16 protein-coding genes are annotated in these 18,877 nt (G+C 64.1%); 10 read left to right on the top strand and 6 right to left on the bottom strand.

The features are described 5' to 3' along the window. The first annotated feature begins 160 nt into the window (after window positions 1–160). Window positions 161–433, top strand: coding sequence for an usg protein (locus NKH12_RS11560; protein WP_065011174.1), 273 nt, complete (start codon window positions 161–163; stop codon window positions 431–433). Window positions 434–683: 250 nt separating this feature from the next. On the opposite strand, the gene NKH12_RS11565 is transcribed toward NKH12_RS11560, so the two are convergent. Further along, complete coding sequence (locus NKH12_RS11565) at window positions 684–1,718, bottom strand: aldo/keto reductase (RefSeq protein ID WP_352953229.1); 1,035 nt, start codon at window positions 1,716–1,718, stop codon at window positions 684–686. Between the two features lie 36 nt (window positions 1,719–1,754). Then, window positions 1,755–2,936: an MFS transporter gene (locus tag NKH12_RS11570; protein WP_352953230.1), complete on the bottom strand. Its 1,182-nt coding sequence runs from the start codon at window positions 2,934–2,936 to the stop codon at window positions 1,755–1,757. Between the two features lie 133 nt (window positions 2,937–3,069). Between NKH12_RS11570 and NKH12_RS11575 the strand changes: the two genes are divergently transcribed. Further along, complete coding sequence (locus NKH12_RS11575) at window positions 3,070–3,978, top strand: LysR family transcriptional regulator (protein WP_352953231.1); 909 nt, start codon at window positions 3,070–3,072, stop codon at window positions 3,976–3,978. 59 nt (window positions 3,979–4,037) lie between these two features. Here NKH12_RS11575 and NKH12_RS11580 read toward each other — a convergent pair whose 3' ends face one another. After that, window positions 4,038–5,087, bottom strand: coding sequence for an aldo/keto reductase (locus NKH12_RS11580; protein ID WP_352953232.1), 1,050 nt, complete (start codon window positions 5,085–5,087; stop codon window positions 4,038–4,040). Between the two features lie 346 nt (window positions 5,088–5,433). Beyond that, on the bottom strand, window positions 5,434–7,617 hold the full coding sequence (locus NKH12_RS11585; protein ID WP_352953233.1) for a primosomal protein N': 2,184 nt from the start codon (window positions 7,615–7,617) through the stop codon (window positions 5,434–5,436). Between the two features lie 191 nt (window positions 7,618–7,808). Here NKH12_RS11585 and fsa point away from each other — a divergent pair, with 191 nt between their 5' ends. Continuing rightward, window positions 7,809–8,462, top strand: coding sequence for a fructose-6-phosphate aldolase (gene fsa, locus NKH12_RS11590; protein ID WP_023678103.1), 654 nt, complete (start codon window positions 7,809–7,811; stop codon window positions 8,460–8,462). Window positions 8,463–8,740: 278 nt separating this feature from the next. Here fsa and lptE read toward each other — a convergent pair whose 3' ends face one another. Beyond that, window positions 8,741–9,337, bottom strand: a complete 597-nt coding sequence (lptE, locus tag NKH12_RS11595; protein ID WP_352953234.1) for an LPS assembly lipoprotein LptE — start codon at window positions 9,335–9,337, stop codon at window positions 8,741–8,743. A 16-nt stretch (window positions 9,338–9,353) separates the two neighbouring features. After that, window positions 9,354–11,978, bottom strand: coding sequence for a leucine--tRNA ligase (gene leuS, locus NKH12_RS11600; RefSeq protein WP_352953235.1), 2,625 nt, complete (start codon window positions 11,976–11,978; stop codon window positions 9,354–9,356). A gap of 145 nt (window positions 11,979–12,123) precedes the next feature. Here leuS and NKH12_RS11605 point away from each other — a divergent pair, with 145 nt between their 5' ends. From NKH12_RS11605 to NKH12_RS11635, 7 genes are all read left to right on the top strand, one after another. After that, the gene (locus NKH12_RS11605) at window positions 12,124–12,786 is read left to right on the top strand and encodes a YggS family pyridoxal phosphate-dependent enzyme (RefSeq protein WP_352953236.1); all 663 of its coding nucleotides are present in this window, start codon (window positions 12,124–12,126) and stop codon (window positions 12,784–12,786) included. Window positions 12,787–12,997: 211 nt separating this feature from the next. Next, window positions 12,998–13,393 (top strand): AGROH133_08824 family phage infection protein, encoded by a 396-nt coding sequence (locus tag NKH12_RS11610; protein ID WP_352953237.1) that lies wholly within the window; start codon window positions 12,998–13,000, stop codon window positions 13,391–13,393. A gap of 246 nt (window positions 13,394–13,639) precedes the next feature. Continuing rightward, window positions 13,640–14,197 carry a F0F1 ATP synthase subunit delta gene (locus NKH12_RS11615; protein WP_352953238.1) on the top strand — a complete coding sequence of 186 codons (558 nt, stop codon included), beginning with the start codon at window positions 13,640–13,642 and terminating at the stop codon, window positions 14,195–14,197. Continuing rightward, a complete protein-coding gene (gene atpA / locus NKH12_RS11620) occupies window positions 14,197–15,726 on the top strand; it encodes a F0F1 ATP synthase subunit alpha (protein WP_029349046.1) in 1,530 nt (509 codons plus the stop codon). The genes NKH12_RS11615 and atpA overlap by 1 nt, the downstream gene beginning before the upstream one ends. A gap of 33 nt (window positions 15,727–15,759) precedes the next feature. Further along, entirely contained in the window at window positions 15,760–16,644 is an 885-nt protein-coding gene (locus tag NKH12_RS11625; RefSeq protein ID WP_352953239.1) for a F0F1 ATP synthase subunit gamma, read from the top strand. Window positions 16,645–16,717: 73 nt separating this feature from the next. Next, entirely contained in the window at window positions 16,718–18,301 is a 1,584-nt protein-coding gene (atpD, locus tag NKH12_RS11630; RefSeq protein WP_352953240.1) for a F0F1 ATP synthase subunit beta, read from the top strand. Window positions 18,302–18,398: 97 nt separating this feature from the next. Continuing rightward, entirely contained in the window at window positions 18,399–18,806 is a 408-nt protein-coding gene (locus NKH12_RS11635; protein ID WP_352953241.1) for a F0F1 ATP synthase subunit epsilon, read from the top strand. Window positions 18,807–18,877 lie beyond the last annotated feature (71 nt).

Consider the following 18,877-nt stretch of genomic DNA (forward strand, 5'->3'; position numbering starts at 1 on the left):
GTCGTTTTCGCCGCTATCAGCACTCGACCACGATCGCTGCTAACCGCATGTTTTTGCGTTGTAAATCTGGCCTCTAACTACGAAATATCAATAGACGATTAAGCAAATAGCGCGCACAATTTCAACTTGGGAGGAAAGGAGAATCAACCAGGGGACCGCGATGCGCGACCATTCCGAAATGGACCTGATGCTCAAGGGCTATGGCTTGACCACGGCCAAGATTCTTTATCATTTTCCCGATCATCCGCATCTGCTGCAGAGCTTCATCTGGCAGGACTACGACATCGCTCCGAAATTTCCGGTGCTGATCCGGTTCATCGAGTTCTGGCAGACCAAGCTAGATGGCCCGCTGCATTCGGTGAGCTACACGCACCAGAAGCTGATCGCGCCCAACGAATGGCACAAGGTCGACGGCGAGTTCGTGCTGCATTAGTCGACGGCTTAGGACGTCAGGTTGCAATCGTATTGGATGCCGAGGTGGGCGCTTTACGGCGCCCCCCTTTGTCCTGCCGGACATCTCCCCTACAAGGGGGGAGATCGGCAGCTTCGCTGACCGTGCCATTCTTTCACAACGTTGGAGATCTGGCGAAAGTCGTTGCAACATCCAATCTCCCCCCTCGTGGGGGAGATGTCCGGCAGGACAGAGGGGGGCGCTGTCCCGCGGCCTGTCGGCCCCCGCGCAATCAGACCGCAGGCGGGCTCAGCCGGGCGAAACCCTCCTGCCGGCGATAGGGGAAATACGGATAGGGTGCGGTAACGGCGCTTGCGGCGTCGAGCTTCTTCATCTGGTCTGCCGTCAATGACCACCCGGCGGCGCCGAGGTTCTGGCGCAGCTGTTCCTCGTTGCGCGCGCCGATAATGACAGAGGCGACGGTCGGCCGCTGCAGCAACCAGTTGATGGCGATCTGCGGCACGGTCTTGCCGGTTTCCTCGGCGACAGTGTCGAGCGCATCGACGACCCTGTAGAGCTGTTCGTCCTCGACAGGTGGCCCGAAGCTTGCGGTGTCGTGCAGCCGGCTTTTTTCCGGCAGCTTCTCGCCGCGGCGGATCTTGCCGGTCAGGCGGCCCCAGCCGAGCGGGCTCCACACCAGCGCGCCAACACCCTGGTCGAGGCCGAGCGGCATCAGCTCCCATTCATAGTCGCGCCCGACCAGCGAATAGTAGACCTGGTGGGCGACGTAGCGCGGATAGCCGTGCTTGTCCGCCAGGCCGAGCGATTTCATTACTTGCCAGCCGGAAAAGTTGGAGACGCCGACATAGCGCAGCTTGCCGGTGCGCACGAGACTGTCCAGCGTCGACAGCACCTCCTCGATCGGCGTTGCGGCGTCGAAAGCGTGCAGTTGCAGCAAGTCGATGTAATCGGTGCCGAGACGCTTCAGCGCATCCTCAACGGCCTTGATGAGACGCGAACGGGAGGAGCCGGCATCGTTAGGTCCGTCGCCCATCGGCAGCGAGGTCTTGGTCGAGATCAGCACGGCATCGCGGCGGCCCTTGATGGCTGCGCCGAGCACCTCTTCGGAGGCGCCGTTCGAATAGACGTCGGCGGTGTCGAACAGGTTGACGCCGGCCTCCAGGCAGATGTCGACCAGCCGCCGCGCTTCCGTCGCATCGCTATTGCCCCAGGCGCCGAACAGCGGCCCCGAACCGCCGAAGGTTCCAGCGCCGAACGAGAGCGCCGGGACCTTCAGGCCCGAGGCGCCAAGACGTCGATAATCCATGGTTTGCTCCTTGTAGTTTGGATTTGTCTGGGATCGTCACGACCGGGCGGATGCCGGTACGCCGAGGACCGAGCTGCGGTCGAGGCGCAGCGCCAGCGCCGCAACGGCCAGCGCCGAGAGCGGCAGCAGGGCGGCGACCCAGGTCACGGCACCGAGGCCGGGGCCATGGGCGATGACCACGCCGCCGAGCCAGGCGCCGGCGGCGTTGCCGAGATTGAAGGCGGCGATGTTGAAGGACGAGGCCAGGCTCTGACCGGCGCCTTCAGCCTTTTCCAGCACCCACATCTGCAGCGGCGCCACGGTGGCGAAGGCGGCGGCGCCGAGCAGGCCGACATATATGACGGCCATCGCCGGGCTATGCAGGGCAAAGGTCATCGTGCCCAGCACCAGCGCCAGCACAACGAGACTGCCGAGAACGGAAGGCGCCAGCGATCGGTCGGCGAACTTGCCGCCGGCGAGATTGCCGGCGATGAGGCCGCCGCCGAAGACAAGCAGGATCGGCGACACGGCTGCTTCCTCAAAACCGGTGATCTCGGTCAGCAAGGGGGCGATATAGGTGAAGACGGCGAAGACGCCGGCATAGCCAAGCACGGTGATGGCGAAGCCAAGCAGGACGGGCGCGCGGCCGAGCACAGCGAGATCGCCGCGCAGATCGCTCTTTTCCAGCGCTGCCTTGTTGCGCGGCACCAGCAGGAGAATTATGGCGAAGGCGACGATACCGACCAGGGTCACCGCCCAGAAGGTCGCCCGCCAGCCGAAGGCCTGGCCGAGCCACGTGCCGAAGGGCACGCCGAGGATGTTGGCGATGGTCAGGCCGGTGAACATCAGGGCGATCGCCGAGGCCTTCTTGTTGGGCGCCACCAGCCCGGTCGCAACGACCGAACCAACGCCGAAGAAGGTGCCGTGGGCAAAGGCGGTGAGCACGCGGGCGCCCATCAGTGTCCAGTAGTCGGGGGCCAGCGCACAGGCGAGGTTGCCCAGCGTGAAGATCGCCATCAGCGTCAGAAGCACGGTCTTGCGCGGCCAGCGGCCGGTGGCGATCGTCAGCAGCGGCGCGCCGACGACGACGCCGAGCGCATAGCCTGAGATCAGCTGGCCGGCGGCCGAGATCGAGACACCGAGATCGGTGCTGACGTCGAGCAGCAGGCCCATGATGACGAATTCGGTGACACCGATGCCGAAGGCACCGGCGGCGAGGGCATAAAGAGCAAGAGGCATGGCGGTTCCCACTTCGATCACGGTCGTTTGATGGGACGCCGTGTCTTCCCACGCCCCGTCCCGGAAGATCGTGTCGCGATGTGCTGTGAACCAGCCTTGCGTCAGGCACATTGTCTGTGAAATAGATTCACGAATGGCGAGACCAGACATCAACCGCTCCGGCGAGATCGAAGTGTTCGTCCGCGTTGTCGAGGCAGGCAGCTTTTCGGCCGCCGCTCGCGCGTTGCGGATGACCCCGTCGGCGGTGAGCAAGCTGATTGCCCGACTTGAGGCCCGTCTTGGCGCGCGGCTGGTCACCCGTTCGACGCGCAAGCTGCAACTGACACCGGAGGGAGCGGCCTTCTTCGACAGCGGCGTGCGCATCCTGGCCGAGATGGCGGCAGCCGAGCGCGAGGCGGCGGCCGGTGCCGCCCCGCGTGGGCGGCTGCGCGTCAACAGCTACGTGCCGTTCGGGCAGCACCGGCTGATCCCGCTTTTGCCGCGCTTCCTCGAACGTTATCCGGAAATCGCCATCGATCTGGTTTTGACCGACAATGTCATCGACCTGATGGAGGAGCGCGCCGATGTCGCCATCCGCGCCGGGCCGCTCGGCGAATCACGGTTGGTGGCGCGCAAGCTCGGGCAGAGCCGGGTGGTCGTCGTCGCCGCGCCATCCTACCTCAGGACGCATGGCACGCCCCGAACGCCGGCCGATCTCGATTATCACAACCGGATGGGTTTCTGCTTCGTGCGCCATCTCGACGGCTGGCCTTTCGTCGGCGCGGCTGGCGAGGCCATTGTCGTCCCGATCACCGGAAATGCGCTGGTCAGTGACGGCGAGGCGATGCGGCTGATGGCGCTCTCCGGGACAGGCATTGCCCGGCTGGCGCGCTGGCATGTGGAGCCCGACATCGCCGCCGGGCGGCTGGTGCCGCTGCTGGAGAATTTCTACCCCGGCGACGAGGAGCTCACTCATGCCGTCTATGTCGGGCAGGGCAAGCACTTGCCGGCTCGGGTGCGGGCCTTTCTCGATTTTCTGGTCGAGACGGTCCGGCTGACCTGAACCCAAAAAGATCGGGAGCCCGCCGGCTCCCGCAACATCAAATCGAATATGCGATTGAATTACTTTTTCGGCGCAAAGGGCGCCGGCCGCCGGCCAGCCGCCTGACGCTCGAGCATCCAGCCCGGATATTCGGGTGGCAGCGCGCTGACTTCGTCGAGACGAGCAAGATCGTCGCTGTCGAGCTTCAACTCGGTGGCGGCAAGGTTCTGCTCGAGCTGCTCCATGCGGCTGGTGCCGATGATCACGCTCATTACGAAGGGTTTTGCCAGCACATAGCCCAGCGCGACCGTGGCGACGCTGACGCCGTGCTTGGCGGCGATCTCGCGCATGACGGCGACCGCCGCCCAGGCGCGGTCTTCATTGACCGGCGGGAAATTGAAGCTGGCGCGACGGCCCTCGCCATTGCCGGGCGCGCCGGGTCCGTATTTGCCGGAGAGCAGACCGCCCGCCATCGGCGACCAGACCATCAGCCCAAGCTTCTCCTCGTTGAGCAGCGGCACGATCTCGCGCTCCAGATCGCGGCCGGCGATCGAATAGTAGGACTGGACGGTCTCGAAACGGGCAAAGCCTTTGCGTTCGGCAATGCCGAGCGCCTTGGCGATGCGCCAGGCCGCCCAGTTCGAGACGCCGACATAGCGGACCTTGCCGCTGGCAACCAGATCGTCGAGCGCTCTGAGTGTCTCATCGATCGGCGTCACCGTGTCGGTGCCGTGAAGCTGATAGAGATCGATATGGTCGAGCTGCAGCCGCTCGAGACTGGCCTCGACCGAATCCATGATGTGGCCGCGCGAGGAACCGCGCTGGTTGGGGCCGTCGCCCATGGCGCCATGGACCTTGGTGGCGATGATCACATCCTGCCGCTTGATGCCGAGATTCCTGAGCGACTGGCCGAGAAGCCGTTCCGATGCACCGAAGGAATAGACATCCGCGGTGTCGAAGAAATTGACGCCAGCGGCGAGCGAGCGCTGGACGATCTCGTCGACGCTATCCTGGTCGAGGCTGGCGATCAGGCCCCATTGGGCGTTTTCGCCGGCGGCGCCGAAGGTCATAGTGCCCAGGCAAAGTTCGGAGACGAACATCCCCGTATTTCCAAGTTGGTTATAGCGCATGGCACGGCTCCGGGAATTTGGTGGTGAGATCTCCCAAATAGGAACGGAACGTTTCGTTTCCAGTCCTGGCCCAACGAATTCTCGGCCTGGTAGAAAGGCCGGCGCCGCTACGAACACCAACCGCGTCGCCTCAGCCAGCCAGGCGCGCCACGATCGCGAAGGCAGTCATGCCGAAGGCGACTGCGGCGAGCGGCAGGAGGAGCTCGACCAGCGCGGTTTTGGCGCTCACGCGCCCTTGCCTCGCAGCCACTGCCCGTTTGAACGGCCTGTCGGTTTTGACGGCCAACACCCGGCATTTTGCGATTCTCGACGTGCCGAACGCGCCTCGGAAGCGCAATTCGACACCTCACAAAAAACTCTGCGGGTCGATGTCGACTTGCACGCGCACCGAGCCCCGTATCTTCGGTCCCTCGGCCAGGATGGTGCGAATGAACCCCTGCATGTCGGCGCGCCGCTCGCCCTGGATCAGCAGGCGAAAGCGATGGCGGCCGCCGATCAGCGACAGCGGCGCCTCGGCCGGGCCGAGCACGAACAGGTCGGCGGCCTGAGGTGCGGCGCGCCGCAAACCCCGCGCATGGCCCTCCGCTTCCGCCCTTGTCGCAGCACTGACGATGACGCCGGCGAGCCGGCCGAAAGGCGGCAGCCCTGCCCGCTCGCGCTCGGCGATCTCGCGCTCGTAAAATGCCTCGGCATCACCGGAGACGATCGCCCGCATCACCGGGTGGTCGGGCTGGAAGGTCTGCAGCAGCCCGAGGCTCTTCTTGCCGGTGCGGCCGGCGCGGCCGGTCACCTGGCTGAGCAGCTGGAAGGTGCGCTCGGCGGCGCGCGGATCGCCATTGGCAAGACCGAGATCCGCGTCGACCACACCGACCAGGGTCATGTTTGGGAAATTGTGGCCCTTGGCGACGAGCTGCGTGCCGATGACGATGTCGGCCTCGCCATTGGCGATGGCTTCAAGCTCTAACCTCAGCCGCCGCACGCCGCCCATCAGGTCGGACGACAAGACGATGGTTCGGGCGTCGGGGAACTGCCCGACGACCTCTTCGGCGATGCGCTCGACGCCCGGCCCGCAGGCGACCAGATGATCGAGCGTGCCGCATTCCGGGCAGGCCTCGGGCCGCCGCTCATTGTGTCCGCAATGGTGGCAGACGAGCTGGCCGCGAAAGCGGTGCTCGACCAGCCAGGCCGAGCAGACCGGGCAGCCAAAGCGATGGCCGCATACCCGGCACAGCGTCAGCGGCGCATAGCCGCGCCGGTTGAGGAACAGCAGCGACTGTTCCTTTTTCTCCAATGTCTGGCGCATATGGCCAAGCAGCACCGGCGATAGGAAGCCGCCGCGTGCCGGCGGGGCGCGGCGCATGTCGATCGTCTTCAGGTCTGGAAGCGCCGCCTCGGCAAAGCGCGCCGAAAGCACCGCCCTGCTGTAGCGGCCTTGGCTCGCATTGACCCGGCTTTCGACCGACGGCGTCGCCGAGGCGAGCACCACCGGAAAGCCGCCGATATGGCCGCGCACCACCGCCATGTCGCGCGCATTGTAGAAGACGCGGTCCTCCTGCTTGTAGGCCGGGTCGTGCTCCTCGTCGACAACGATCAGCCCAAGCTCCCTGAACGGCAGGAACAGCGCCGAACGCGCGCCGGCAACCACGCGCACGCCACCTTCCGCCACTTGCCGCCAGACACGCTCGCGCATCCTTGGCGGCAGGTCCGAATGCCATTCGGCCGGCTTGGCGCCGAACCGTTCCTGGAAGCGCTCGAGGAAGGCGTGGGTCAGCGCGATCTCCGGCAGCAGGATCAGCACCTGCTTGCCACGGTCGAGCGCCGCCGCGACCGCCTCGAAATAGACCTCAGTCTTGCCCGATCCGGTCACCCCGTCGAGCAGCGTGACGCCGAATGTGCCGGCCGCGATATTGGTTCGCAGCATCTCGGCCGCATCGCTCTGGTCCGGCATCAGCGAAGGCACGGCGTAGCCCGGGTCGGGTGCTGCGACCACCGGTCGCGGCGGGATCATGACGGTCTCGAACACGCCTTGCGCTTTCAGCCCGTCGATGACCGTCGACGAGACGCCGGCCGCATGCGCCAGCCCAGACCGCGTCCAGGCGAGCCCGCCTTCGGCTGTTTCCAGCACGCGCATCCTCGCACCCGTCATCCGGTCGGGGTTGGCGAAGGTGCGTTGCAGTCCTTCGATCCACGGTTCCGGGTCGAAGGCCTCCGGCGCCCGCAGCAGCATGCGCGCCACCATACCGGGCGGCGATAGCGTGTATTGCGCGATCCAGTCGACGAAGCGGCGCATGGCGCGGTCGATGGGCGGGCAGTCGAAGACCTGCTCGATCGGGCGAAGCTTTTTTGCGTCGATCTTTTCGACGGCGCCGTCCCAGACGATGCCGGCAACCTGGCGCGGACCGAGCGGCACGCGCACGATCGAGCCCGGCACCACGCACATGCCGGCGGGCACGGCATAGGTGTAGGGCCGCTCGGCGGGCATCGGCACCAGCACCGGCGCGGCTGCGACAAAGGGCGAATCTTCGATCATGAGGCGTGACCTTGCCCCGACTTTCGTCTAGATCAAAGTCCGACCCCAAATGTGCATGACATGCACTAGAGCGACGCGCGTCCATCCGGACGCACAAAGTACGCTCTAGAACTTTAAACCTCGCATCGTGCTTTCCAAAAATCGATTTCGATTTTCGGGCCGATGCGATAAAAATCTTTAGGAGACCCGTCATGAAATTTTTTGTCGACACCGCCGATGTCAAGGAAATCCGTGAGCTGAACGATTTGGGGCTGCTCGACGGCGTCACCACCAATCCCTCGCTGATCCTCAAATCCGGCGGCAAGATCGCCGACGTCACCAGAGAGATCTGCGAGATCGTCAAGGGCCCGGTCTCGGCCGAGGTCGTCGCCACCGAGTACAAGGACATGATGGCGGAGGCCAAGATCCTGGCCAGGATCGCTGACAATGTCTGCATCAAGGTGCCGCTGACGCTCGACGGCCTGAGGGCCTGCAAGGACATCCGGTCGGACGGCCGCATGGTCAATGTCACGCTGTGCTTCTCGGCCACCCAGGCGCTACTCGCCGCCAAGGCCGGCGCCTCCTTCATCTCGCCCTTCGTCGGCCGCATCGACGACAGCGGCTGGGACGGCATGGAGCTGATTGCCGATATCCGCACCATCTACGACAATTATGATTTCCAGACCGAGATCCTGACCGCTTCGGTGCGCACGGTGAACCACGTCAAGCAGGCTGCACTGATCGGCGCCGACGTCATCACCGCCCCGCCGGCGACGCTGAAGGCGCTGGTCAAGCACCCGCTGACGGACAAGGGCCTTGAGCTGTTCCTCGCCGACTGGGCAAAGACCGGCCAGAAGATCGGCTGAAATCAAGAAGATCGCTTTCGGCCGTTTCCTACCCGTCTGCAGCGGTTGTGCAGTCTTGTGAGACGTCGGCGGGACAGCACCCCCCTCTGTCCTGCCGGACATCTCCCCCGCAAGGAGGGAGATTGACCGTGATTTCGGCTTTCGCCAATTTCCAAAAGTTTGGAGCCGCTAGTGAAGCTGCCGATCTCCCCCCTTGCGGGGGAGATGCCCGGCAGGGCAGAGGGGGGTGGGAAGGATCGCTGCAGGTTTCATTGACAATAACGATCGACTACTGCTGCCTACAGCTTCCAGCCTCTCAAAATCGCGCTGTCGAGGCTCCAACCCGCCACCGTCTTGCCGTGCTTGATCAGATTCTGGGCGATCGACAGGCGCAGCAGGTCCGCCAGTTCGCGCGCCGCGCGGTTCTCGGCGTCGATTTGCGCCCGGTAGGAGGCAAATTCCTGACGGGGCCTGTCGAAGGACGACGCTATCGAGCGCCTGCCGGTCGCGATGGTCGTGCCGGTCTTGGCGTCGGTCAGCACATAATTCGCGGTCAGTGTCACCGTGCCCGCCGTTGGCTCGTCGTCATCGGTCGTGACCTGCACGGTTGCAGCGGATTCAACCAGTTCGGTTACGCCGAGGTCGAGCGAATAGGCGGGTGAAGCCGGCTCGCCCGCACCCTGGCCGAGCGCGAAGATCAGATTGTTGCGGACCTGCTGGGCATAGCGGGTGTTGACCGGCTTGACCGAGATCGACCCGAGTTCGGCGGCAGCCCCGGCTTGTGAACCGGCCGACAGCGGCGCGCTCGAATAGAGCGGGCGCACCGTGCAGGCCGAAACCAGCGCAACCGAAGCGACCAGGCCATACAGCGCGGTACGGCGCAGCAAATGCGTCACTTCTGTCTTCCTCGGATCAGGCAACGACATTGACGATCCTCTGCGGGACGATGATCACCTTGCGCGGGGCCTTACCTTCGAGCGCTTTCTGCACGAAGTCGAGAGCCAGAACCGCTTTTTCGACGGCACCTTGGTCCGCGTCGCGGGCAATTGTCAAATCGCCGCGCTTCTTGCCGTTGACCTGGACCGGCAGCACGATCTCGCTGTCGACGACAAGCGACGGATCATAGACCGGCCAGGGCCGTTCGGCGACCAGATCGGTGCCGCCGAGCGTCTGCCAGCATTCCTCGGCCAGATGCGGCATCACCGGCGCAATCAGATGCACGAGGATGTCGACGGCTTGCCGGCAGGCAGCCTTGAGCGCCGGCTCGGCCTTGCCTTCGGCCGCCTCGTTGAGCGGCGTGGTGAGCGCATTGGCCAGCTCGTAGATGCGGGCGATAGCGCGGTTGAAGGCGAGCTTTTCGATATCCTCGCCGACCGATTTCAACGCCTTGTGCGCGGCCTTGGAAACAGTCCCTGCCTCGCCTTCCTTCGCCGCTGTCGGCTGGACTGCAGCGAGCGATTCGGCAGCCGTCGACACCAAGCGCCAGATACGCTGGATGAAGCGGTGCGCGCCGGCAGCACCCTCGTCGGTCCATTCGACGTCACGCTCGGGTGGCGAGTCCGACAGCATGAACCAGCGCGCGGTATCGGCGCCGTAGCCGTCGGTGATCTCTTCCGGGCTCACCGTGTTCTTCTTCGACTTCGACATTTTTTCGAGCGGGCCGATCACCGCCTCTTCGCCGGTCGCGATTTCGAGGGCGCGGCGTTTGCCGTCGACGTCCTCCAGCCGAACCTCGCTGGGCGCAAGCCAGCGGCTGTTCGAGCCACTGCCGACCCGATAGGTTTCGTGCACCACCATGCCTTGCGTGAACAAGCCCCTGAACGGCTCGGCGAGATCGACATGGCCGGTCTCGCGCATGGCGCGGGTGAAGAAGCGCGAATAGAGCAGGTGCAAAATGGCGTGCTCGATGCCGCCAATATACTGGTCGACCGGCAGCCATTCGGTAGCCGCCTTGGGGTCGGTCGGGTCGTTCGCCCAGGGCGCGGTGAAGCGCGCGAAATACCACGACGAATCGACGAACGTGTCCATCGTATCGGTTTCGCGGCGTGCATCCTTGCCGCATTGCGGGCATTTGACATGCCGCCATGTCGGATGGCGATCGAGCGGATTGCCCGGCCGGTCGAACTCGATATCGTCCGGCAGCCTGACCGGCAGGTCCGCCTTCGGCACCGGCACCACGCCGCAATCCTCGCAGTGGATCATCGGGATCGGGCAGCCCCAGTAGCGCTGGCGCGAAATGCCCCAGTCGCGCAGGCGGAAGTTGACCTTGCGCTCGGCCATCGGCCGATTGCCGATGGTCTTTTGTTCCAGCAGCTTCGCCACCTCATCGAACGCCTGATCAGGCTTCATGCCGTCGAGGAAGCGCGAATTGATCATCACGCCATCGCCGACATAGGCCTCGTCGATGATCTGGAAGTTTCCCTGATTCTCGCCTTCCGGCATCACCACCGGAATGACCGGCAGGCCATATCTGTTAGCGAAGTCGAGGTCGCGCTGGTCACCGGACGGGCAGCCGAAGATGGCGCCGGTGCCGTACTCCATCAGCACGAAATTGGCGACGTAGACAGGCAGCGTCCACGCATCGTCGAACGGATGGACGACACGGATCGCGGTATCGACCCCCTTCTTCTCGGCCGTCTCCAGGGCCGCCACCGAAGTGCCCATGTGATGCACTTCATCGATGAACTTTGCCAGCGCCGGATTGTGCTCGGCGGACTTTTTGGCCAGCGGGTGGTCGGCGGCGACCGCCATAAAGGAGGCGCCGAAGATGGTATCGGGCCGCGTCGTGTAGACCTCCAGCTCATCTTCGCCATCGACTGGAGTGGCCAGCGGCCAGCGGATCAGCAGGCCTTCCGAACGGCCGATCCAGTTCGCCTGCATCAGCTTCACTTTTTCCGGCCATTCGTCGAGGCCTTCCAGCGAGTCCAGCAGATCCTGCGCATAGTCGGTGATCTTGAAGAACCATTGCGTCAGCTCTCGCTGTTCGACCAGCGCGCCCGAGCGCCAGCCGCGTCCGTCGATGACCTGCTCGTTGGCAAGCACCGTCATGTCCTCCGGATCCCAATTGACCTTGGAGGATTTGCGCGTCACCAGCCCCTTCTCGACGAAATCGAGGAACAGCATCTGCTGGCGGTGGTAGTAGTCGACGTCGCAGGTGGCGAATTCGCGTGCCCAGTCGAGCGACAGGCCCATGACCTTGAGCTGCTCGCGCATGGCGGCGATGTTCTGATAGGTCCAGTCCTTGGGATGGACCTTGTTCTGCATCGCCGCGTTCTCGGCCGGCATGCCGAAGGCGTCCCAGCCCATCGGGTGCAGCACGTTGAAACCCTTGGCTCGCTTGTAGCGCGCCACCACGTCGCCCATCGTGTAATTGCGGGTATGGCCGATATGAATGCGCCCCGACGGATAAGGAAACATCTCGAGCACGTAGTATTTCGGACGCGGGTCGTCGTTATCGGCCTCGAACAGCTTCTTGGCGTGCCAGGCCTTCTGCCATTTGGGCTCTGATGCGCGCGGATTGTATCGTTCGGTTGCCATCGGGTGTTTTTCACTTAAAAGCATGCGCGAACAGCCGGACATGCCCGGCGGCTCAGGAAATGTCGTCGCGGTGTTCACCATGGATTGCCGAACCCGTCAACTGCGACGCCTCGGCCAGGACAAAAACCAGAGTCAGGATATAGGCATGGCGAGCGCCGTCGAACAGTTTTTCACGGTTAAGGCGAAGATCGCCGCCGCCGAGCGCGAGGCGGGACGGAAAGCCGGCGCGGTGACGCTGGTCGCGGTGTCGAAGACCTTCGACGCCGCCGATATCGGTCCGGTCATCGAGGCCGGCCAGCGTGTCTTCGGCGAGAACCGCGTCCAGGAAGCACAAGCCAAATGGCCGGCGCTGAAGCAAGCTTTCCCCGACATCGAGCTGCACCTGATCGGTCCGCTGCAATCGAACAAGGCGAAGGAAGCGGTCGCGCTGTTCGATGTCATCGAGACGGTCGATCGCGAGAAGATCGCTGCCGAACTCGCCAAGGAAATCGCCAGACAAGGCCGGGCGCCAAAACTCTACGTCCAGGTCAACACCGGCTCGGAACCGCAAAAGGCCGGCATCGAACCACGCAAGGCCGTCGCCTTCGTCGCCCGCTGCCGCGACGTCCACGGCCTCGCTATCGAAGGTTTGATGTGCATTCCGCCGGCCGACGAAAATCCCGGCCCGCATTTCGCGCTGCTGGAGAAACTCGGGCTTGAGGCGGGGGTCGAAAAGCTCTCCATGGGCATGTCCGGCGATTACGAGACTGCGATCGCCTTCGGCGCGACGAGTGTTAGGGTTGGCTCGGCGATCTTCGGCAGCCGTTAGCGATCGTTCCCCAACCGCCAATCTCCGACATCTGCGATTAGGCGCAGGCCACCCCGACTTCGTCATCCTGGGGTCTGCGCCGCGTCCGAGGCAACGTTCGCGTTCGCGTTGGACTGATGCGCGCCCGTAAATTGCCGACGCCATCTGGCGCATGTCTCTTCCTTGGCTAGAATGCCCGAAATTTCGAAACAGCCATTTGCGAGGGGACAGTATGGAATTTGCGTTTCCGTGGCCGATGAGCCAGGGCGAGTGGCTGGCATGGTCGAGCGCCGTCGTGACCTTGTTGCTGGGCCTGCTGCTGTTCCTGGCGCCCGGGCTGGCCTTTCGGATCCTGCGACTGCAGGTCAAGCCCGAGAAGGCGGCGGCGATCGCCGAAGGGCGCGGCAGGATGTCGGGCTTCTATCTCGGCGTGGGCCTGTGCTGCATTCTGCTGGCGCAACCGCTGCTCTACATGGCGCTTGGCTTTTCCTGGCTGTTCACCGCCTTCGGCCGCCTGCTGTCGATGATGTCGGACGGCGCCAACACACCTTTCAACTGGGCGTCCATCGTGGTGGAACTGGTGCTGGCGGTGCTGCCGCTTGCCTTCGCCTTCGGCTTTGTGCCTTGAATCAAAGGCTAATTCGGGACCGGCGGTCAAACCGCACCGCCGGATGCGACAATAGTGCCTGAAAACCATGCGGGACGACGCATTGCGGTCTGAAAATGCCTGTGCTAGACGGCAATCGACTTTCGGCCGGGGATAGCGGAAGCCGCGCCTCCGTGCTTGGAAAAATGCAGTAAGGTCAAAGATTTAGCTAGAGTTTTCACTCGCGCAAACAATCTGCGGCCTGTCAGACAAGAGAAAAGACGGTCCGTGGCCCAATCGTCATCGCCAATCTCAGGTGTCGCAGAGCGCTATGCAGGTTCGCTGTTCGACCTCGCGCTCCAGGCGAATTCGGTCGCCCAGGTCGAGGCCGACCTCAACAGTTTCGCGGCGATGCTCGGCAGCGCGGATCTGACCCGTCTGATCAACAGCCCGGTGTTCTCCAGCGAGGACCAGGCCAAGGCCATTGCGGCGATCGCCGACAAGGCAGGGATCACCGGCCTCACCGGCAATTTCCTGCGCGTCGTCGCCCAGAACCGCCGGCTGTTCGCCATCCCCGGCGTGATCAAGGCATTCCGCCAGATCGCCGCCGAGCATCGTGGCGAGACCGCCGCTGAAGTTACCTCGGCGCACGCGCTGACTGACGCCCAGCAAACCGAGCTGAAGGCGGCTCTGAAAAGCGTTGCCGGCAAGGATGTCGCGATCACCGTGACCGTCGATCCGTCGCTGCTCGGCGGGCTGGTGGTCAAGATAGGCTCGCGCCAGATCGATACGTCGCTCAAAACCAAACTCAATTCGCTCAAGCTTGCACTGAAAGAGGTCGGCTGATGGACATCCGCGCCGCGGAAATTTCCGCAATTCTGAAAGACCAGATCAAGAATTTCGGCAAGGAGGCCGAGGTCTCCGAAGTCGGCCAGGTTCTGTCCGTCGGCGACGGCATCGCCCGCGTCTATGGCCTCGACAATGTCCAGGCCGGTGAGATGGTCGAGTTCCCCGGCGGCATCCGCGGCATGGCGCTCAACCTCGAAGCCGACAATGTCGGCGTCGTCATCTTCGGCGCCGACCGCGACATCAAGGAAGGCGACATCGTCAAGCGCACCGGCGCCATCGTCGACACGCCTGTCGGCATGGGCCTGCTCGGCCGCGTTGTCGATGCGCTCGGCAACCCGATCGACGGCAAGGGCCCGATCCAGGCGACCGAGCGCAAGCGTGTCGACGTCAAGGCGCCCGGCATCATTCCGCGCAAATCGGTGAACGAGCCGATGTCGACCGGCCTCAAGGCCATCGACGCGCTGATCCCGGTCGGCCGCGGCCAGCGCGAGCTGGTCATCGGCGACCGCCAGACCGGCAAGACGGCGATCATCCTCGACACGATGCTCAACCAGAAATCGGTGCACGAGCACGGGCCGGAGAAGGAAAAGCTCTACTGCGTCTACGTCGCCGTCGGCCAGAAGCGCTCGACCGTGGCGCAGTTCGTTAAAGTTCTCGAAGAGCGCGGCGCGCTCGACTATTCGATCATCATCGCCGCCACCGCTTCCGATCCGGCGCCGATGCAGTTCCTGGCGCCGTTCACCGCCTGCACCATGGGCGAATATTTCCGCGACAACGGCATGCATGCGCTGATCAGCTACGACGATCTGTCGAAGCAGGCTGTCGCCTACCGCCAGATGTCGCTGCTGCTGCGCCGCCCGCCCGGCCGCGAAGCCTATCCGGGCGACGTCTTCTACCTGCATTCGCGCCTTCTGGAGCGGGCCGCCAAGCTCAATGACGACAATGGCGGCGGTTCGCTGACGGCACTGCCGATCATCGAGACCCAGGCCAACGACGTGTCGGCCTACATCCCGACCAACGTCATCTCGATCACCGACGGCCAGATCTTCCTGGAAACCAATCTGTTCTTCCAGGGCGTCCGCCCGGCGGTCAACGTCGGCCTGTCGGTGTCGCGCGTCGGCTCCTCGGCGCAGATCAAGGCGATGAAGCAGGTCGCCGGCTCGATCAAGGGCGAGCTCGCGCAGTACCGCGAAATGGCGGCCTTCGCCCAGTTCGGCTCCGACCTCGACGCCGCTACGCAGCGCCTGCTCAACCGCGGTGCGCGCCTGACCGAACTGCTGAAGCAGCCGCAATTCTCGCCGCTCAAGGTCGAAGAACAGGTCGCGGTGATCTTCGCCGGCGTCAACGGCTATCTCGACAAGCTGGCAATCGACCAGGTCAGCAAATTCGAGCATGGCTTGCTCAGCCACATGCGCTCGGCCGGCAAGGAGGTGCTCGACGGCATCCGCAAGGAGAAGGCGCTGTCGGACGATCTGCGCGCCAAGCTGAAGGCGGAGATCGACACCTTCGCCAAGACCTTTGCTTGAACGAAGCCGGACGGACGGGATCAGGTTTGAAGCATGCCTTCACTAAAAGACCTTCGTAACCGTATCGCCTCGGTCAAGGCGACGCAGAAGATCACCAAGGCGATGCAGATGGTCGCCGCGGCGAAGCTGCGCCGCGCACAGGAGGCGGCGGAAGCCGCGCGCCCCTATTCGGAGCGCATGGGCGCGGTTCTGGCCAACATCACTCAGGCGATCGGCGGTGGTGGCGAAGCTCCGGCGCTGATGACCGGGACTGGTAAGGACGACGTGCATCTGCTCGTCGTCTGCACCGCCGAGCGTGGTCTGTGCGGCGGCTTCAATTCGCAGATCGCACGCCTTGCCCGCGACCATATCCGCAAGCTTTTGGCCGACGGCAAGCAGGTCAAGATCATCTGCGTCGGCAAGAAGGGGTTCGACATCCTGCGTCGCGACTACGCGGCGCTGATCATCGAGCGCGTCGACCTGCGCGAAGTGAAGACGCTCGGCTTCGTCAATGCCGATGCCATTGCCAAGAAAGTCATCCAGCTCTTCAACGAGGGCGGCTTCGACATCTGCACGCTGTTCTACTCGCAGTTCAAGTCGGTGATCAGCCAGATCCCGACGACCCAGCAGATCATCCCAGCAGGCGTGCCTTCCGCTCCCGCCGAGGCGACGGACGGCGGCAGCGCCGTCTATGAATACGAACCGGAGCCGGGCGAAATCCTCTCCGACCTCATCCCGCGCAACATCTCCGTCCAGGTCTTTCGTGCGCTGCTCGAAAACGCGGCCGGCGAGATGGGCGCCAAGATGAGCGCCATGGACAATGCGACGCGCAACGCCGGCGACATGATCAACAAATTGTCGATCACCTACAACCGCCAGCGGCAGGCGCAGATCACCAAGGAACTGATCGAAATCATTTCGGGCGCCGAGGCGCTCTAGGCGCGCTCCGATGAAGGTCAACGACCTTCAGGCGGATCGCGTGAGAAACAAAGAGACGAAAAGGGTAAAGACGATGGCGAAAGCAGCGACCCCCCAGAAGGCGGCCCCGAAGACCGCCGCGAAGGCGGCAGCACCAGCAAAGGCCCCGGCAGCGGCCGCGAAGGCCGCTCCGGCCAAGAAAGCGGCGGCACCCGTCAAGGCTGCCGCGGCGAAGGCGCCGACCGTTGCCATCAACAAGACCGGCTTGGCCGGCAAGGTTCGCCAGGTCATCGGCGCCGTTGTCGACGTGCAGTTCGGCGAACATCTGCCGGCGATCCTCAACGCTCTGGAAACGTCCAATGTCGGCAATCGCCTCGTGCTCGAGGTGGCCCAGCATCTTGGCGAGAACACCGTGCGCTGCATCGCCATGGACTCGACCGAAGGTCTGGTTCGCGGCCAGGACGTCTATGACACCGGCGCGCCGATCACCGTGCCGGTCGGCCCAGGCATGCTCGGTCGCATCATCAACGTCATCGGCGAACCGGTCGACGAGGCAGGCCCGGTCGACGGCATCGAGATGCGCTCCATCCACCAGCCGGCTCCGACTTATGTCGAGCAGTCGACGGAAGCGCAGATCCTGGTCACCGGCATCAAGGTTCTCGACCTGCTTGCGCCTTATGCCCGCGGCGGCAAGATCGGCCTGTTCGGCGGTGCTGGCGTCGGCAAGACCGTGCTGATCCAGGAACTGATCAACAACGTCGCCAAGGCGCATGGCGGCTTTTCGGTGTTCGCCGGCGTCGGCGAGCGCACCCGCGAAGGCAACGATCTCTACCATGAGTTCATCGAGTCCGGCGTCAACAAGAAGGGCGGCGGCGAAGGATCCAAGGCGGCGCTCGTCTATGGCCAGATGAACGAGCCGCCGGGTGCGCGCGCCCGCGTCGGCCTGACCGGTCTGACGGTCGCCGAATATTTCCGCGACCAGGGCCAGGACGTGCTGTTCTTCGTCGACAACATTTTCCGCTTCACGCAGGCGGGCTCCGAAGTGTCGGCGCTGCTCGGCCGCATTCCGTCGGCCGTGGGCTACCAGCCGACGCTGGCCACCGACATGGGCGCGCTGCAGGAGCGCATCACGACGACGACCAAGGGCTCGATCACCTCGGTGCAGGCGATCTACGTGCCGGCCGACGATCTGACCGACCCGGCGCCAGCGACGTCGTTCGCCCACCTCGACGCGACGACCGTGCTCAACCGCGCGATCTCGGAAAAGGGCATCTATCCGGCCGTCGATCCGCTCGATTCGACCTCGCGCATGCTCGACCCGATGGTCGTCGGCGAAGAGCACTACCAGGTCGCCCGCCAGGTGCAGTCGATCCTGCAGCGCTACAAGTCGCTGCAGGACATCATCGCCATCCTGGGCATGGACGAGCTGTCGGAAGAGGACAAGCAGACGGTCGCCCGCGCCCGCAAGATCGAGCGCTTCCTGTCGCAGCCCTTCTTCGTCGCCGAAGTGTTCACCGGCGCGCCGGGCAAGCTGGTCGACCTCGCCGACACCATCAAGGGCTTCAAGGGCCTCTGCAACGGCGACTACGACCACCTGCCGGAAGCCGCTTTCTACATGGTTGGCGGCATCGAAGAAGCGGTCGAGAAGGCTCAGCGCCTGGCGGCCGAAGCGGCGTAAAGAAGCGAATAGCGAATAGGGAGTAGCGAATAGGGGCGATGTGAGCCGGGCGTTTTGTCTATTCGCTACTCACTACTCGCTGTTCGCTAAATTGATCATGCCTGAAGCTTTCAAATTCGAACTGGTCTCGCCGGAGCGCCTGCTGGTTTCCGAGCAGGTCGAATCTGTCGTCATTCCGGGCGCCGAAGGCGAGATGACCGTCATGGCGCATCACGCTCCGGTCATGACCACGATCAAGCCGGGCGTCGTCACGGTGAAGACCGCGGCAGGTCAGGAGGAGCGTTACGTCGTGTTCGGCGGCTTTGCCGACATCGTTCCAGCCGGCTGCACGCTGCTCGCTGAATCGGCGGTAGCCGTCGGCGACATCGACCGCGCCGACCTTGCCCGCCGCATCCAGGAAGCCAGGGAAGACGCCGCCGACGCCAAGGACGATCAGACCCGTACCAAGGCCGAGCAGTTCCTTAGCCAGCTCACCACGCTCGAAGGGGCCATCCTGCCTGCATAGAGAGCAGGGCTATCCCTCTCGTCATCCAGGGCGAAGCGGAGCTCCTGGGATTCATGCCATTGGTCGCGCAG

It is taken from the genome of Mesorhizobium sp. M1322 (assembly GCF_040318085.1).
Lineage (GTDB): Bacteria > Pseudomonadota > Alphaproteobacteria > Rhizobiales > Rhizobiaceae > Mesorhizobium.

Bases quoted from the DNA above. Each gene is read 5' to 3' on its own strand.
- NKH12_RS11560 (WP_065011174.1), top strand. From the start codon at position 161: ATGCGCGACCATTCCGAAATGGACCTGATGCTCAAGGGCTATGGCTTG.
- NKH12_RS11565 (WP_352953229.1), bottom strand. From the start codon at position 1,718: ATGGATTATCGACGTCTTGGCGCCTCGGGCCTGAAGGTCCCGGCGCTC.
- NKH12_RS11570 (WP_352953230.1), bottom strand. From the start codon at position 2,936: ATGCCTCTTGCTCTTTATGCCCTCGCCGCCGGTGCCTTCGGCATCGGT.
- NKH12_RS11575 (WP_352953231.1), top strand. From the start codon at position 3,070: ATGGCGAGACCAGACATCAACCGCTCCGGCGAGATCGAAGTGTTCGTC.
- NKH12_RS11580 (WP_352953232.1), bottom strand. From the start codon at position 5,087: ATGCGCTATAACCAACTTGGAAATACGGGGATGTTCGTCTCCGAACTT.
- NKH12_RS11585 (WP_352953233.1), bottom strand. From the start codon at position 7,617: ATGATCGAAGATTCGCCCTTTGTCGCAGCCGCGCCGGTGCTGGTGCCG.
- fsa (WP_023678103.1), top strand. From the start codon at position 7,809: ATGAAATTTTTTGTCGACACCGCCGATGTCAAGGAAATCCGTGAGCTG.
- leuS (WP_352953235.1), bottom strand. From the start codon at position 11,978: ATGGCAACCGAACGATACAATCCGCGCGCATCAGAGCCCAAATGGCAG.
- NKH12_RS11605 (WP_352953236.1), top strand. From the start codon at position 12,124: ATGGCGAGCGCCGTCGAACAGTTTTTCACGGTTAAGGCGAAGATCGCC.
- NKH12_RS11610 (WP_352953237.1), top strand. From the start codon at position 12,998: ATGGAATTTGCGTTTCCGTGGCCGATGAGCCAGGGCGAGTGGCTGGCA.
- atpA (WP_029349046.1), top strand. From the start codon at position 14,197: ATGGACATCCGCGCCGCGGAAATTTCCGCAATTCTGAAAGACCAGATC.
- NKH12_RS11625 (WP_352953239.1), top strand. From the start codon at position 15,760: ATGCCTTCACTAAAAGACCTTCGTAACCGTATCGCCTCGGTCAAGGCG.
- atpD (WP_352953240.1), top strand. From the start codon at position 16,718: ATGGCGAAAGCAGCGACCCCCCAGAAGGCGGCCCCGAAGACCGCCGCG.
- NKH12_RS11635 (WP_352953241.1), top strand. From the start codon at position 18,399: ATGCCTGAAGCTTTCAAATTCGAACTGGTCTCGCCGGAGCGCCTGCTG.